Below are 14,585 nucleotides of genomic sequence, written 5' to 3'. Positions count from 1 at the left end.
ATAGGGGGCGGCCCCCCTCAGGTCGAGCCGGCGCGCTCCATCGCTTCGCGGGCCAGGCAGAGGTCGTCCCAGCCGCGGGCCTTGTCGGCCGGGTTGCGCAGCAGGTAGGCCGGGTGATAGGTCACCACGGTGGGCACGCCCTGGTAGCGGTGCACGCGCCCGCGCAGGCGGCCGATCGCCTCCTGGCTCTGCAGCAGCGACTGCACCGCGAAGCGTCCCATGGCGAGGATCAGCTTCGGCTGCACCAGCGCGACCTGGCGCTGCAGGAAGGGCTCGCACCGGGCCACCTCCTCGGGCTGGGGGTTGCGGTTGCCCGGTGGCCGGCACTTCAGCACGTTGACGATGAAGACCTGGCGGGCCGGGTCGCCGCCCACCGCCTGCGCGTCGCGCGAAAGTCCCAGCGCGCGCAGCATGTTGTCCAGCAGCTGGCCGGCCTTGCCGACGAAGGGCTCGCCCTGCCGGTCCTCCTGCTCGCCCGGCGCCTCGCCGACGATCATCCAGTGGGCCCGCTCGTGCCCGACGCCGAACACCGTGTTCGTGCGCCCGCGGCACAGGCCGCAGGCCGTGCAGCCGGCCACGGCGGCGCGCAGCCCGGGCCAGTCCATCGCCTCGACACCGGTCGCGTGCGGCCCCGGCGCCGCAACCACCTCGCTCGGCTGCGAGGCACGCGCCTCGCCTCCCCCCTTCCCGGAAGGGGGGCCGGGGGCTTGCCCCAGATCCACCGGAACGGCAGCGCCCTGCGGGCCGGAAGGGGTGGGCGGCCACAGCCGCACGCCCATTTCGGCCAGCATGGCGCGCTGCCGTTCATCCCAGGCCATGCGTCACCTCCGGGATCTGCAGGCTCATCACCACCGCATCCTCGCGCTGCCGGCCCTGCGCCGGGTAGTAGCCGCGGCGCAAGCCGATGTTGCGGAATCCATAGCGCTCGTACAGCATCCGCGCGCGCGCGTTCGAGATCCGCACCTCGAGCCACAGCTGCTGGGCGCGCCGCGCGGCGGCGATCAGGCGCAGTTCGTCGAGCATGTAGCGCGCGTGCCCCTGGCTCTGGGCCGCGGGCGCGACACTGAGATTCAGCAGATGCAGTTCGTCGACACCGGGCAAGGCAATGAAATAGCCGACCAGCTGCGGCGGCGAGGTCCACAGCGCCTGCGCCAGGTAGCCGGCCCGCAGCGAGTCGATGAAGTTGCCGCGCGTCCACGGGAACTCGTAGACCGCGCGCTCGATGTCCATCACCGCCTCGAGGTCGGCATCGCGCAGCGGCTGCAGGCCGCGCGCCGCGGGCCGGACCACGGCGTTCATGCGCGCCGCTCCAGCGCGGCCGCCGCGCGCTCGGCCGTGGTCTGAGCCACCTTGTCGCGCACGTAGAGCGGCAGGGCCCGGGCGGCATCGACCGCCTCGCCCCGCGCCCAGGCGGCACGGGCCAGCGCCAGCAGCGCGCCGGCGCGCGGGCCTGCATCCGGCCAGCGCGGGCCGCCGCAGGCCGTCCACGCCGCCGCATGCGCCGACAGCGAGCTGCCGGCCACCTGCGGGGCCGGCGTCTCGGCAGCGGCGTGCTGCGCCAGCGTCACCGGGTCGTGCAGCGACGGCGCATCGATCGTCCGCCAGCCTTCGGGTCCGTGCCGGTAGCGCGCCGCGTAGGCCTCGCCCATGCGGGCATCGACGGCCACCCAGAGCTCGTCGCCCGCGCCCTGCGTGCGCGCGTCCTCGGCCACCGCCATCAGGCTGTCGAGCGACAGCACCGGGCGACCGGCGCCGAAGGCCAGACCCTGGGTCACCGCGCAGGCCGCGCGCACGCCGGTGAAGGCACCCGGCCCGCGGCCGAAGGCGATCGCGTCCAGGTCGCGCAACGCCAGACCGGCCTCGTCGAGCAGCGACATCAGTGCCGGCAGCAGGTCGGCCGAGGCCCGCGCACCGCCGGGCAATGCACGCTGCCACGACCGGTCGCCGCGGCACGCGCCGAGATGCAGCACCTCGGTGCCGGTGTCGAGCGCCAGCAGCGTCGGGTTCACCGGCCGTCCCTCATGTCGCGCCCTCGGGTCGCGGCAGCGGGGCGGTCCGGGGCAGCGCCGCGCGCAGCCCGAGCAGCAAGCCGCCGGTCACGCAGGCCAGACCCAGCAGCGTCGTCGGCACGAGCGCCTCGCCGAGCAGGGGCACCGCCGCCAGCGCCGCGATCGGCGGCACCAGGGCGGTGATCATGGTGCTGCGCACCGGCCCGAAGGTCGCGACCACCTGCGTGTAGGCCATGCCGGCGATGATCATCGCGAACAGGCCCTGGTAGAGGCCCTGGAAGACGATCTCCGACCAGGGCGCGGCATGCAGCCCGCTCGGGATCACGCCGCCCAGCACGCCCAGCGCGTACAGCGGTACCGCGGTCACGAGGCAGAAGCTGCCGATCGCGAGCGTCGCCTCCACGGCGGTCACCCGCCAGCGTCGACACAGCACCGTGTACAGGCCCCAGCTCATCGAGCCGCACAGCAGCAGGAGGTCGCCGATCCAGACCGTGCCGCCGTCGAACGCATGCAGCAGGCTCGCCCCGCCGACCAGCAGGTCGCCGGCCACGATCAGCGCCAGCCCGGCCAGGCGCTGGCGGCCGGAGCGCTCGCCCAGCAGGAGCCAGGCCATCACCGCCGTCCACAGCGGCAGCGAGCCCGGCAGCAGCACCGCGCCATGCGCGGCCGGCGCGAAGAAGAAGGCGCTGTAGGCAAAGCCGCAGTAGGCGACGCCGGCGCTCAACCCGAGTCCGGCCCAGCGCGCGGCAGGCAGTCCGCCGCGCCACTCCGAGGCCAGGGGCGGCTTGCGGCGGCGCCACCACCAGCCGAGGCCGATCAGCACCACGCCCGACACGGCGAAGCGCAGGAAAGCGATGTCGAAAGGGCTGAGGGTCCGACTGGCCGACGACCGGGCCACGAGGATGAACGACGACCAGATGCACAGCACCACCGCCGCGCAGAGCCAGCCGACCCAGGTGGCCCGCGGACCAGGCTCGATGCCGGCTCGGGAGTCCATGCCTCAGTGTAGCGGCGCGTCCTGCCGCAGGCGGCCGCTACCATCCCGGTCCATGACGAGACCCTGGGTTCGCTGGCGACGCAAGGCCGCCGCCGCACTGCTGGGCACCGCGGTGCTGGGTGCCGCCGCCAACGAGCTGCCGGCTTCGGTGCAGGCCGCGATGAAGCGCGCGCAACTGCCGCCCGAAGCCCTGGTCGTGCAGGTGATCGAAGTCGGCACACCGGGTGCGGCCGCGCCGAGGCTGTCGCACCGCGCCCAGCAGCCGGTCAATCCGGCCTCGCTGATGAAGCTCTACACCACCGGCGCGGCGCTCGAGCTGCTGGGGCCGGCCTGGGCCTGGGCGACGCCGGTGCTGACCACCGGCGCCACCGTCGACGGCGTGCTGCTCGGCGACCTGGTGATCCAGGGCCGCGGCGATCCGACGCTGGTGATCGAGCGCCTGTGGCTGCTGATGCGCCAGGTGCAGGCGCGCGGCATCCGCGAGATCCGCGGCGACATCGTGCTGGACGGCAGCGCCTTCCCCGCGCCGAACGGCGAGCCGGGTGATTTCGATGGCGAGCGCTACCGGCCCTACAACGTGCAGCCCGATGCACTGCTGCTCAACCTGAAGTCGATCACGCTCACCTTCACGCCCGATGTCGCGCGTGGTGTCGCGCGCGTCGCCAGCGACGTCAGCCTGGCCGGCGTGCAGATCGATCCGACCGTTCCGCTCGGCAACGGCGGCGACTGCGGCGACTGGCGCGGCGCCCTCAAGCCCGACTTCACGGACCCGCTGCGACTGCGGCTGACCGGCCTGTACCCGCCGGGCTGCGGCGAGAAGAGCTGGCCGATCGCCTATGCCGAGCCGCGCAGCTACAACGTGCGCCTGGTCGAGGCCGTCTGGCGCGACCTGGGCGGCAAGCTGCTGGGCCGCGTCCGCGACGGCGCCGTGCCGGCCGGGGCGCAGCCCTTGTTCGAGGCGAGCTCGCCGCCGCTCGCCAGCGTCATCCGCGACATCAACAAGTTCAGCAACAACGTGATGGCGCAGCAGCTGTTCCTGACGCTCGGCTTGACGGTGGCGCCGGTCAACCGGCCGGCGTCGGCGCCGACCGGGCCTGCCGAGGCGGCCCGCGAGGTGGTGCGCGGCCAGGTGCGCAGCCGCGCCGGGTGCAGCGACGCCGAGTTCTCGATCGACAACGGTTCGGGGCTGTCGCGCCAGTCGCGCAGCAGCGCGCGCTGCATGGCGGCGTGGCTGCAGGCGCTGTGGGCCAGCCCGGTCATGCCCGAGCTGGCCAGTTCACTGCCGCTGACCGGCATCGACGGCACCGCGCGGCGGCCGGGGCGCCTGTGGGGCGCCGCGCTCGGCCGCGCACACCTGAAGACCGGCTCGCTGCGCGACGCGATGGGCCTCGCCGGCTACGTGCTGGGACAGTCGGGACGCCGCTACGCGCTGGTGGTCATCGTCAACCACCCGAACGCCGGCGCGGCCCGACCGGTCCTCGATGCGCTGGTGCAGTGGGCCGCCGAGGATCAGGACCGATGAGCGTCGGCTGGACCGATGCGCTGGGCTACGCGGCGGCCGCGCTCACCACGGCGGCGTTCGTGCCGCAGGCCTGGCTCAGCTGGCGCACGCGCGACCTGTCGGGCATCTCGCTCGGCATGTACGGCGTGTTCTCGCTCGGCATCGCGCTGTGGCTGGCCTACGGCTGGGCGCTGCGTGCCTGGCCCATCGTCGTGGCCAACGCGATCACGCTGGGGCTGGCGCTCGTGATACTGGGCCTGAAGATCGCGAGTCGGCGCTAGAACGGGTTGTTGACGGCCCGGGTGATCGCGAGATTGCCGATGCGGCTGTGACCATCCACGCCGAAGCGGTAGTGGTCGGCCCAGAGGTAGTTGCCGACTGTGGCGCCCGTCACCAGGGTGCCCGGCGTAGCCGGCGCGGAGGCCGTTGCCGCCGTCGGAGCCACGCAACCGAGCAGCTCGTTCGTCGGCGTAAACGGCCCGCTGCCCGGAGGTGGCGTCAAGCCGGTGCATGCCGCGGCAGAGACACTAGCGTAGCCAAACACCGCCGGGTTGTTGATCACGAGCTGCAACTGTTCGTCGGCCTGCACCAGACCGATCACCCGGCCGTCATTGACCAGCGCCGCCCGGAGCCCGGCATTGAAGCGCTGGGTCATGCGGCTCAGCAACGCAGCGCGGCCGTCGGCCAGCGCGTTCTGAGCGGCAGCAAAGGGCGTGGCCCCCTGGTTCGGCACCGTGGCGATCAGCACGCGACCGCCCGCCTGGGCGATGGCGTTGACCTGGGCGCCGAGCGCACGACCCGTCGCCTCGACGATCGACACCACCGCATCTTCGCTCTGGGCCGGATAGAGCGCATACGCATCGAGGATGTCGCGCTGACCCACCATCACCGTCACGAGGTCCGTGTTCGAGAAGCCGGTGCCTGTCGAGACCTGGTGATTGGCCACCTGCGCGGCGATACTGCCAACGCGCGCTCCGACCTGGGCGTAGATGCGCCCGCGGGCCGCGTTCGGTGCGTAGGGATTGCAGGCGTCGGGCACCACCGTGGCGGTAGTCGCATTGGGCGGGACGGCGGCCAGGCCCATCCCGTAGTGGCCGGCAACGGCCTGGACCCACACGGCGAGGGCGTTGCAGTTGTAGGTCGCCAACGGCGCGCCGCCGGCATCCAGGTTGCGAGCGTTGACCGAGTACTTCGCGCCGGCCTGCGTCGTGATCGCCACCGGCGGCGCATCCGCCGTGTAGAGCAGGCCATCGCTGCCGGCGATCACGTTCGCCTCGTCGCCGAACACCAGCAGGCGCTGCGGCGAGAAGCTGCTGACGCGGTCGCCGCCGCCGCAGGCCGCCATCACCACGAGCAGCAGGCCCAGCACGGAGGCGGCCGCGACGCGCGGGCCCGGGCGGCGCCAGCCGCGATGCAGATCGATCCCAACACTCATGCTCACTCCAAGGACAAGGCGGAGGGTCGCGGCGCTCAAGGCGCGGCCGCGCGCTGTAGACGGTCGCGCACGCCCTCCCAGGCGGCATCGGCCGGCGGCTCTTCGACCCAGATCAGCTGCACGCCCTCGTCGTCGAGTTCATGCAGCACGGAGAACAGTTCATGCGCCGCGGCCGCCGGATCGTCCGGCATGCGGTGATGCCTCAGGCGCGACGGCACCGCGACGCTGCGGGAATATACCGCCAGCTTTCGCGGACCCTGCTTCGGCAGGGCTTCGAGCGGCAGCACGTCGAGCGCCGTGCGCAGCGCGCTCGGCGCCATCAGTCGCAGCCGCGCGCGCGGCGCGTAATGCGAGGCCAGCGTGCCGGGGGCGCGCGGCGCCGCGGCGTCCGCATCGGCCAGCGGCTCGCCGGCCGCGGCCTCGATCCGGGCGCGCGCCAGCACGCCGGGACGCAACAGCACCGGATGCCCGCGAGAGCAGTCGACGATGCTGGACTCGATGCCGACCTCGCAGTCGCCGCCGTCGAGCACCATCAGTTCGTCGCCGAACTCCGCCGCAACGTGCGCCGCACGCGTCGGGCTGAGGCGGCCATAGCGGTTGGCGCTCGGCGCCGCGATGCCGGGCACGCCGAGCGCCGCCGCGGCGCGCAACAACGCCTGTGCGACGGGATGGCTGGGACAGCGCAGCCCGATCGTCGGCTGCCCGCCGGCCGCCGCGGCCGCGATGCCGTCGCGGCGCGCGACGATCACCGTCAGCGGCCCGGGCCAGAACGCCGCCATCAGGCGTTGCGCCAGCGGGGGCAAGGCGGCCGCAAATGCGGCCGCGCCTTGCGCATCAGCCACGTGCACGATCAGCGGATGCCCGGCGGGACGGCCCTTCACCGCGAACACCCGGGCCGCCGCCGCATCGTCGTCGGCCCGGGCCCCGAGGCCGTAGACCGTCTCGGTCGGGAAGGCGACCAGCCCGCCCTCGGCCAGGCGCTCGGCAGCCTGCGCGAGGGCGCCGGGCTCACGCCCGTCCAGCACCGTCATGCGGACCCTAGAACGCCGGCAGACCCAGCCGCTCGGCGGCCTGCAGCGCCAGCGCGCGGGCAGCGTCGGGCGTGGCGGCCGTCAGGGTCAGGTGGCCCATCTTGCGGCCGCGGCGGGCGCTGCTCTTGCCGTACAGGTGCAGGTGCGCGCCCGGCAGGGCCAGCACGGCGGTCCAGTCGGGCGTGCGCTCGCGCCCGGCATCGTCGAACCACAGGTCGCCCAGCAGGTTGAGCATCACGGCCGGCGAATGCAGGCGCGGCGGCGGCAGCGGCAGGCCGGTCATGCAGCGCACCTGCAGGTCGAACTGCGAGACGTCGCAGGCATCGATGCTGTAGTGGCCGGAGTTGTGCGGGCGCGGGGCCATCTCGTTGGCCACGAGGCTGCCGTCCTGCAACACGAAGAACTCGACGCACAGCACGCCGACGTAGTGCAAGCCGTCGGCGATGCGCTGTGCGGCCGCCGTCGCCTGCGCGGCCAGTGCCGCGGTGACACGCGGACCGGGCACCTGCGTCACCGCGAGGACGCCGTCGCGGTGCAGGTTCTGCTGCACCGGCAGTGCGACGCTGTGGCCGTCGGCATCACGCGCGAGGATGACGCTGAGCTCGAAGTCCAGCGGCAGCAGCTTTTCCAGCACGCAGGGCGCCTGCCGGAGTTCGGACCAAGCGGCCGCCAGTGCGTCGCGGGTGGCGACGCGCACCTGGCCCTTGCCGTCGTAGCCGAGGCGCGTGGTCTTCAGGATGCCGGGCAGCAGGTCGGCATCGACGGTGGCCAGCTGCTCGGCCGTCTCGATCACCGCATGCGGCGCGCACGGCACGCCGCAGCGCACGAAATGCTGCTTCTCGAGCTTGCGGTCCTGGCAGATCGCCACCGACTCGGCGCCCGGCGCCGTCGGCAGGTGGGCACCGAGGGTGTAGAGCGCCCCAGCCGGCACGTTCTCGAACTCGGTCGTGATCGCGCTGCAGCGACGCAGCATCTGCGCGAGACCCTGCTCGTCCAGGTAGTCGGTCTGAACGTGCACGTGCGAGACCAGGCCGGCCGGGCTGGCGACGTCGGGGTCGAGGACGGCGGTGAAGTAGCCCAGGCGCTGCGCCGCGTGCACGAACATGCGGCCGAGCTGGCCGCCGCCCATCACGCCGAGCGTGCTGTCCTGGGCCCCGGCGCCGACGGCGGCGGGCAGGATGGTCCGGAACTGCGCCATCAGGATTCCAGCTTCGAGGCACGTGCCGCTTCGGTCTGGCGCGACCGCCAGACCCCGAGCCGGCCGAGCAGGTCGGCGTCGTCGCCGGCCAGCAGCGCGACCGCGAACAAGGCCGCGTTGGCGGCACCGCTCGCACCGATCGCGAACGTGGCTACCGGCACGCCCTTGGGCATCTGCACGATCGAGTGCAACGAGTCGACGCCCTGCAGGTGCTTCCCGGGGACCGGCACACCGAGGACCGGCAGCGTGGTCTTCGCAGCCAGCATGCCCGGCAGGTGGGCCGCACCGCCGGCGCCGGCGATGATCGCCCGCAGGCCGCGCCCGCGGGCCGACTCCGCGTAGCGGAACATGTCGTCGGGCATGCGATGGGCCGACACGACCTGCGCCTCGAAAGGCACGCCGAACTCGGTGAGAATGTCGCTTGCGTGGCGCATGACCTCCCAGTCGCTGCTGGAGCCCATCACCACGCCGATCAGGGGAATCGCTGCGCCCACGGCCGCTCCGGTTCCGATAAACCCCGAATTGTAGGCGGCGCTTGGTTTGCCGACTCTCGCCCGCACCTGTCCCGACATGATCGACATCACCCTCCAGAACCTCGAGACCGATCTGATCCAGGCCTCGATGCACGCGCCCGTGCTGCTCGACATCTGGGCCCCGTGGTGCGGGCCCTGCAAGCAGCTCGGTCCCGTGCTCGAGAAGCTGGAAACCGCCTACGCGGGCCGCTTCGTGCTGGCCAAGCTCAACAGCGACGAGCAGCCCGAGATCGCCGGCCAGCTGAGCCAGGCCTTCGGCGTGCGCTCCATCCCTTTCTGCGTGATGTTCGTCGGCGGCCAGCCGGTCGACGGCTTCGTCGGCGCGCTGCCCGAGGCCCAGATCCGCGCCTTCCTCGACAAGCACGTCCCCAGCCCCGACGAACTGGCGGCCGAGGAAGAAGCGCAGGAGGCCGAACAGCTGGCCGCGGAGGGCGACACCGGGGCGGCGCTCGACAAGCTCTCGGAGGCGCTGGCCATGTCGCCCGGCGACGATGCGATCCGCGCCGACTACGTGAAGCGCCTGCTCGACGCAGGCCGCGTGGCCGACGCCCGACGCGCCTACGAGCCGCTGGCGCCCAAGGCCTTCGTCGATGCACGCGCCAGCGCGCTGGGGCAGTGCCTGCAGGCCTGGGAAGCGTCGGCCGGCGCGCGCAGCCCGGAGGCCCTGGCCGCCGCGATCGCCGCCGACAAGCGCGACTTCGCGGCGCGCTTCGAGCTCGCCCAGCGGCACCTGACCGGTGGCCGCCCGACCGAAGCGATGGACGAGCTGCTCGAGATCCTGATGCGCGACAAGGCCTGGTCCGAGGAGCGCGCGCGCAAGCTCTACGTCGCGATCCTCGAGCTGATGAGCAAGCCCGCGGTCAAGGCGGCCGCGCCGGCCGAGTCCAAGGGCACGCTCGAGATCGCCGGCGCCAAGGCGCTCTCGGTCGCCAGCGATCCGGTGGTCGACGGCTACCGCCGCCGCCTCAGCATGGTGCTGCACTCCTGAGCGACGCGCCGCGGGCGGCGGCGGATCGCACTCACTCCTCGGACCAGCCGACGCCGAAGGTCTTGTCGAGCTCGGCCACGGTCTGGGCCTGCTGCGCGCGATGCCGATCGGCGTGCTCGCGCGCCTGCTGGGTGTGGTGGCGAGCCTGCGTGGCCTCGCCCAGCGCCCGGTAGACCTGCGCCAGCCGGCCGTGCGTGACGGCCAGATCGTCGACGTGGCACTCCGGGCGCAAGGCCGCGACCGCCGCCAGCGCCTGCTCGCGCGCCAGCTGCGGCTGGCCGAGCTGGCTGCGGCACCACGCGACGTCGGCGCGCAGCGCGCACTCCAGCCGCCCCAGGCCCTGCGCCAGCGCGTCGGCGAAGTGCGCCTCGAACAGCACCAGCGCCTCGGCATGGCGGCGTTGAGTGACCAGCAGCTGCGCGCGCAGGATGGGCTGCAGCACCGGCAGCGCCGCGCCGCCGATCCGGTCGTCGAAGTGCTCGGACGACTCGGTCGCGGCCAGCGCATGCAGCGCCTCCTCGGCCCGCGCGGCGTCGTCGTCCAGCACGGTCGCCAGTCGCGCCTGGTCGCCGCGCAGCGCGGCCATGTTGTGCATCAGCGCGCTGATCGTCGCGGCGTCGCCCTCGGCGCTCGCGTGCTGGCGTGACCGCGAGTACCAGGGCTGGGCCAGGTCCAGCCGGCCGGCATAGTGGTAGCTCATCGCGATGACGAGGTTGGCGCGCGAGCGCGCCGAGTGGTGGTCCGGTGCAGCGAGGCGCATCGCCAGCGACGCGTGGCGCACGACGCCGGCGAAGTCGTCGTGCACATAGTCCAGGTGCGCCAGCCACGCCGCGCACAGCGCCTGCAGCGCCGGCCGGTTGGCCGAGATGCTGAGCGAGCGCGCCTGCTGCAGCTTGACCCGCGCCTGGCCGCCGAGGTCGCTGAAGTAGTCGACCATCGCATCGGCCAGGCAGATCGCTGCCGCGGTGGCGGCGTCGGGCCGCAGGTGGTGCCGGCGGTGCAGCGGGCCCAGGCCGGCGCGCGCCTCGTCGAGCCGGCCCTCGCGCGCCAGCAGGCCGACGCGCTCGGCCCGCAGGACGTCGGCCTCGACCGGGTCGGCCGCCTGCGCGATCGCGGCATCCAGGCGCGCCAGCAGGCGGGAGTTCATGGCCGGCCGCCTCGGGATGCAGGAGCGCAGCAGCGCGGCGACATCATGGTTCAGGCCATCAGGCGATCGAGCGCTTCGCGGTACCGGGTCGCGGTGTGGGCCACCACGTCGGCGGGCAGTGCCGGCGCCGGCGCCTGCTTGTTCCACGGTCGGCCGTCGATGCGCACCTGCTCGAGCCAGTCGCGGACGAACTGCTTGTCGTAGCTCGGCGGATTGCTGCCCTCGACGTAGCCTTCGACCGGCCAGAAGCGCGACGAGTCCGGCGTCAGCACCTCGTCCATCAGCGTCAGCGTGCCGTGCTCGTCGAGCCCGAACTCGAACTTCGTGTCGGCGATGATGATGCCCTTGCCCAGCGCGAACGCCGCCGCCGTCTCGTAGAGCGCGATGGCGACGCGCCTCACCTGCCCGGCCAGCACCGGTCCGATGATCGCGGCCATCTGCTCGAAGGAGATGTTCTCGTCGTGCGCGCCCATCTCGGCCTTCGTGGCCGGCGTGAAGATTGGCGCCGGCAGCCGGCTCGCGTTCCGGAGCCCGGCCGGCAGCTTGACGCCGCAGACCTCGCCGTTGTGCTGGTACTCCTTCCAGCCCGAACCGGCCAGGTAACCGCGCACCACCGCCTCGACCGGCAGCGGCTTGAGCCGCTTCACCAGCATCGAGCGACCGGTGACCTGCGGACGCTCGGCCGCGCTGACGACGCTTTCGGGCGCCTCGCCGGTCAGGTGGTTGGGCACGATGTGGCCGAGCTTGTCGAACCAGAACAGCGCCATGCGCGTCAGCAGTTCGCCCTTGCCGGGGATCGGCTCGCCCATGACCACGTCGAAGGCGCTGAGCCGGTCGCTCGCGACCATCAGCAGCCGGTCGTCGCCGACGGCGTAGTTGTCGCGCACCTTGCCGCGGGCCAGCAGCGGCAGGCTCTGCAGTCGGCTCTCCAGCAGCGGGAGGGAGGTCGTGGCGGGCTGGGACATGACGGACAGGGGCGACGGGGGACGGTTTCGATTCTAGGGGGCCGCCTCGATGCGGCCACGGCGCAGGAAGCGTGCCACCAAGCACAGCGGGCGCCGAAGCGCCCGCTGCGAGGAGCCGGGGCGCGCCGGCTCAGTTCACCAGCTGCGCCAGCTCGCCGCGCGCGTAGCGCGTCGCGACGATGTCCAGCGAGGCCGGCTTGATCTTGGGGGCCTGGCCCTCGCAGCCGAACTCGACATAGCGCTGCTTGCAGATCGACTTGGCCGCGGCGGTCGCCGGCTTGAGGAAGTCGCGCGGGTCGAACTTGCTCGGGTTCTCGTGCAGGTAGCGGCGCACCGCGGCCGTCATCGCGAGGCGGATGTCGGTGTCGATGTTGATCTTGCGCACGCCGTGCTTGATGGCCTCCTGGATCTCGGACACCGGCACGCCGTAGGTTTCCTTCATGTCGCCGCCGTACTGGCGGATCTCCGCCAGCAGGTCCTGGGGCACGCTGGAGCTGCCGTGCATCACCAGATGGGTGTTGGGGATGCGCTTGTGGATCTCCTTGATGCGGCCGATCGCGAGGATGTCGCCCGTGGGCTTGCGGGTGAACTTGTAGGCGCCGTGGCTGGTGCCGATCGCGATCGCCAGCGCGTCGAGCTGGGTGCGCTTGACGAAGTCGGCGGCCTCTTCCGGATCGGTCAGCAGCTGGTCCATCGTCATCGTGGCCTCGGTGCCGTGGCCGTCTTCCTTGTCGCCCTTCATGGTCTCGAGCGAACCCAGGCAGCCGAGCTCGCCCTCGACGGTGACGCCGAGCTTGTGCGCCATGTCGACGACCTTGCGCGTCACATCGACGTTGTAGTCGTAGCTGGCGATGGTCTTGCCGTCGGCCTGCAGCGAGCCGTCCATCATGACCGAGCTGAAGCCGAGGTCGATCGCACCGCGGCACACGTCGGGGCTCTGCCCGTGGTCCTGGTGCATCACCAGGGGGATGTGGGGCCAGGTCTCGACCGCGGCCTGGATGAGGTGCTTGATGAAGGGTTCGCCGGCGTACTTGCGGGCGCCGGCGCTGGCCTGCAGGATCACCGGGGCACCGACGTCGTGGGCGGCCGTCATCACGGCCTGCACCTGCTCGAGGTTGTTGACGTTGAAGGCAGGGATGCCGTAGCCCTGCTCGGCGGCGTGGTCGAGCAGCTGGCGCATGGAAACGAGGGGCATGGGAGTCTCCGAAGGTCAGGAACCGGTGGCAGCGCGAGCGCACCCGACGCTGCGGCGAAGACGATGATTTTAGGCGCCCCGTGCCTCGCCCCGCCCCCCGCGCTCGCTGGGGCGCGGCCTCAGCCGACCCGACATACCTTCAGCATGTTGGTGCCGCCCGGGTGCCCCATCGGCTCGCCGACGGTGATCGCGTAGGTGTCGCCGGGCTTGAGCACCCCCTGCTCGATCAGCAGCGCCTCGGCCTTGGCCAGCGCCTGGTCGCGGTCGGCGTACGACGGCATCAGCAGCGGGCGCACGTTGCGGTACAGCGTCATGCGCCGCTGGCTGGCTGGCTGCGAGGTCAGGCCGTAGATCGGCACGTGGATCTTGTGCCGGCTCATCCACAGCGCCGTCGAGCCCGACTCGGTCAATGCGACGATGGCCTTGCAGCCCAGGTGATGGGCCGTGAACAGCGCGCCCATCGCGATGCTCTGGTCGATGCGGCCGAAGCGGCGGTTCGTGAAGTCGGCGTCGAGCGAAACGTCCTCGGCGGCCTCGGCCGCTTCGGCGATCGCGGCCATCTGCTCGATGGTCTCGACCGGGTACTTGCCGGCTGCCGTCTCGGCGCTGAGCATCACGGCGTCGGTGCCGTCCAGCACCGCGTTGGCGACGTCGCTCACCTCGGCGCGCGTCGGCACCGGGTTCACGATCATCGACTCCATCATCTGCGTGGCGGTGATGACGACCTTGTCGAGCTCGCGCGCGAGCTTGATCATCTTCTTCTGCAGCGCCGGCACCGCCGCGTTGCCGACCTCGACCGCGAGGTCGCCGCGCGCGACCATGATGCCGTCGCTGGCCTTCAGGATCGCATCGAGCACCGGGATCGCCTCGCTGCGCTCGATCTTGGCGATCAGCGCCGGCTTGTGGCGGAAGGGCTCGCCCGCGACGTTGGCCAGCTGGCGCGCCATCTCCATGTCGGTCGCGTTCTTCGGGAAGCTGACAGCGAGGTACTCGCACTGGAAGGCCATCGCGGTCTTGATGTCCTCCATGTCCTTGGCCGTCAGCGCCGGCGCGGTCAGGCCGCCGCCCTGCTTGTTGATGCCCTTGTTGTTGGACAGCTCGCCGCCGACCTTGACCGTGGTGTGCACGGCCTCCCCGGCCACCTTGTCGACCGTCAGCACGATCAGGCCGTCGTTGAGCAGCAGCGTGTCGCCGGGCTTCACGTCGCGCGGCAGCGACTTGTAGTCGAGGCCGACGGCGCGCACGTCGCCGGGCTCGGCACGCGCGGCGTCGAGCACGAAGGCCGCGCCGGGCTCGAGCATCACCTTGCCGTCGGCGAACTTGCCGACGCGGATCTTCGGGCCCTGCAGGTCGGCCATGATCGCGACCTCCTTGCCGGCGCGCCGGGCGACCTCGCGCACCAGCGTCGCGCGGTCGATGTGGTCCTGCGCCTTGCCGTGCGAGAAGTTGAGCCGCACGACGTCGACGCCGGCGCGGATCATGCGCTCCAGCACCTCCGGCGTCGACGAGGCGGGGCCGAGGGTGGCGACGATCTTGGTGGCGCGTTGCATCATGGTCATGGATGAATCTGGGGCAGAACATGGGGC

The 14,585-nt window shown here is 72.3% G+C and carries 15 protein-coding genes; 3 read left to right on the top strand and 12 right to left on the bottom strand.

Going from position 1 to position 14,585, the window contains the following annotated elements; translation table 11 throughout:
* Positions 1-17 precede the first annotated feature (17 nt).
* The 4 genes from QZV97_RS11895 to QZV97_RS11880 are packed head-to-tail and all read right to left on the bottom strand — an operon-like array spanning position 18 to position 3,006.
* On the bottom strand, positions 18-818 hold the full coding sequence (locus tag QZV97_RS11895) for a uracil-DNA glycosylase (RefSeq protein WP_295642146.1): 801 nt from the start codon (positions 816-818) through the stop codon (positions 18-20).
* Positions 805-1,299 (bottom strand): ribosomal protein S18-alanine N-acetyltransferase, encoded by a 495-nt coding sequence (rimI, locus tag QZV97_RS11890; protein WP_295642144.1) that lies wholly within the window; start codon positions 1,297-1,299, stop codon positions 805-807. The genes QZV97_RS11895 and rimI overlap by 14 nt, the downstream gene beginning before the upstream one ends.
* Positions 1,296-2,009: a tRNA (adenosine(37)-N6)-threonylcarbamoyltransferase complex dimerization subunit type 1 TsaB gene (gene tsaB, locus QZV97_RS11885; RefSeq protein WP_295642142.1), complete on the bottom strand. Its 714-nt coding sequence runs from the start codon at positions 2,007-2,009 to the stop codon at positions 1,296-1,298. The genes rimI and tsaB overlap by 4 nt, the downstream gene beginning before the upstream one ends.
* A 10-nt stretch (positions 2,010-2,019) precedes the next feature.
* Entirely contained in the window at positions 2,020-3,006 is a 987-nt protein-coding gene (locus QZV97_RS11880; RefSeq protein ID WP_295642140.1) for a DMT family transporter, read from the bottom strand.
* A gap of 52 nt (positions 3,007-3,058) precedes the next feature.
* Here QZV97_RS11880 and dacB point away from each other — a divergent pair, with 52 nt between their 5' ends.
* Both dacB and QZV97_RS11870 read left to right on the top strand, forming a co-directional pair.
* The gene (dacB, locus tag QZV97_RS11875; protein WP_295642139.1) at positions 3,059-4,528 is read left to right on the top strand and encodes a D-alanyl-D-alanine carboxypeptidase/D-alanyl-D-alanine-endopeptidase; all 1,470 of its coding nucleotides are present in this window, start codon (positions 3,059-3,061) and stop codon (positions 4,526-4,528) included.
* Positions 4,525-4,788: a SemiSWEET transporter gene (locus tag QZV97_RS11870; protein WP_295642137.1), complete on the top strand. Its 264-nt coding sequence runs from the start codon at positions 4,525-4,527 to the stop codon at positions 4,786-4,788. The genes dacB and QZV97_RS11870 overlap by 4 nt, the downstream gene beginning before the upstream one ends.
* Here QZV97_RS11870 and QZV97_RS11865 read toward each other — a convergent pair.
* Genes QZV97_RS11865 through purE form a run of 4 tightly spaced genes read right to left on the bottom strand, consistent with a single transcriptional unit; the run spans position 4,785 to position 8,632 of the window.
* Positions 4,785-5,981, bottom strand: a complete 1,197-nt coding sequence (locus QZV97_RS11865) for a hypothetical protein (protein ID WP_295642135.1) — start codon at positions 5,979-5,981, stop codon at positions 4,785-4,787. The genes QZV97_RS11870 and QZV97_RS11865 overlap by 4 nt on opposite strands.
* Positions 5,978-6,973, bottom strand: a complete 996-nt coding sequence (locus tag QZV97_RS11860; protein WP_295642133.1) for an L-threonylcarbamoyladenylate synthase — start codon at positions 6,971-6,973, stop codon at positions 5,978-5,980. The genes QZV97_RS11865 and QZV97_RS11860 overlap by 4 nt, the downstream gene beginning before the upstream one ends.
* Positions 6,974-6,980: 7 nt before the next feature.
* Complete coding sequence (locus QZV97_RS11855; protein ID WP_295642130.1) at positions 6,981-8,171, bottom strand: 5-(carboxyamino)imidazole ribonucleotide synthase; 1,191 nt, start codon at positions 8,169-8,171, stop codon at positions 6,981-6,983.
* Positions 8,171-8,632, bottom strand: a complete 462-nt coding sequence (gene purE / locus QZV97_RS11850) for a 5-(carboxyamino)imidazole ribonucleotide mutase (RefSeq protein ID WP_295642187.1) — start codon at positions 8,630-8,632, stop codon at positions 8,171-8,173. Before purE ends, QZV97_RS11855 begins: the two co-directional genes overlap by 1 nt.
* A 109-nt stretch (positions 8,633-8,741) precedes the next feature.
* On the opposite strand from purE, the gene QZV97_RS11845 reads away from it, so the two are divergent.
* A complete protein-coding gene (locus QZV97_RS11845; protein WP_295642128.1) occupies positions 8,742-9,692 on the top strand; it encodes a tetratricopeptide repeat protein in 951 nt (316 codons plus the stop codon).
* A gap of 31 nt (positions 9,693-9,723) precedes the next feature.
* On the opposite strand, the gene QZV97_RS11840 is transcribed toward QZV97_RS11845, so the two are convergent.
* The 4 genes from QZV97_RS11840 to pyk form a co-directional block, all read right to left on the bottom strand.
* Positions 9,724-10,839 carry a hypothetical protein gene (locus QZV97_RS11840; protein WP_295642126.1) on the bottom strand — a complete coding sequence of 372 codons (1,116 nt, stop codon included), beginning with the start codon at positions 10,837-10,839 and terminating at the stop codon, positions 9,724-9,726.
* A gap of 50 nt (positions 10,840-10,889) precedes the next feature.
* Positions 10,890-11,804, bottom strand: a complete 915-nt coding sequence (locus tag QZV97_RS11835) for a phosphoribosylaminoimidazolesuccinocarboxamide synthase (protein WP_295642124.1) — start codon at positions 11,802-11,804, stop codon at positions 10,890-10,892.
* Positions 11,805-11,934: 130 nt separating this feature from the next.
* Positions 11,935-12,999 carry a class II fructose-bisphosphate aldolase gene (gene fba, locus QZV97_RS11830; protein ID WP_295642122.1) on the bottom strand — a complete coding sequence of 355 codons (1,065 nt, stop codon included), beginning with the start codon at positions 12,997-12,999 and terminating at the stop codon, positions 11,935-11,937.
* A gap of 119 nt (positions 13,000-13,118) precedes the next feature.
* Complete coding sequence (gene pyk, locus QZV97_RS11825) at positions 13,119-14,549, bottom strand: pyruvate kinase (RefSeq protein WP_295642185.1); 1,431 nt, start codon at positions 14,547-14,549, stop codon at positions 13,119-13,121.
* Between the last annotated feature and the right edge of the window lie 36 nt (positions 14,550-14,585).

Origin of the sequence: uncultured Methylibium sp. (assembly GCF_902826655.1) — a bacterium.
Lineage (GTDB): Bacteria > Pseudomonadota > Gammaproteobacteria > Burkholderiales > Burkholderiaceae_C > Methylibium.
This window is presented reverse-complemented; position numbering and strand designations above follow the sequence as displayed.